Here is a 244-nt window from a genome sequence, read left to right as displayed (position 1 = left end):
GTGCCCAGCTTGACCTGCTGGCAACTAAGCATAAGGGTTGCGCTCGTTGCGGGACTTAACCCAACATCTCACGACACGAGCTGACGACAACCATGCACCACCTGTCTCCTCTGTCCTGAAGGAAAGGTCTATCTCTAGACCGGTCAGAGGGATGTCAAGACCTGGTAAGGTTCTTCGCGTTGCTTCGAATTAAACCACATACTCCACTGCTTGTGCGGGTCCCCGTCAATTCCTTTGAGTTTCA

At 52.5% G+C, this 244-nt stretch carries 1 rRNA gene; it reads right to left on the bottom strand.

Annotated features, from left to right (window positions below):
* Window positions 1-244: ribosomal RNA gene (locus WA407_RS26890) — 16S ribosomal RNA — on the bottom strand; the annotation flags it as partial.

This window comes from Paenibacillus sp. 203, from assembly GCF_037027525.1.
Classification (GTDB): Bacteria; Bacillota; Bacilli; order Paenibacillales; family Paenibacillaceae; genus Paenibacillus; species Paenibacillus polymyxa_B.
This window is presented reverse-complemented; position numbering and strand designations above follow the sequence as displayed.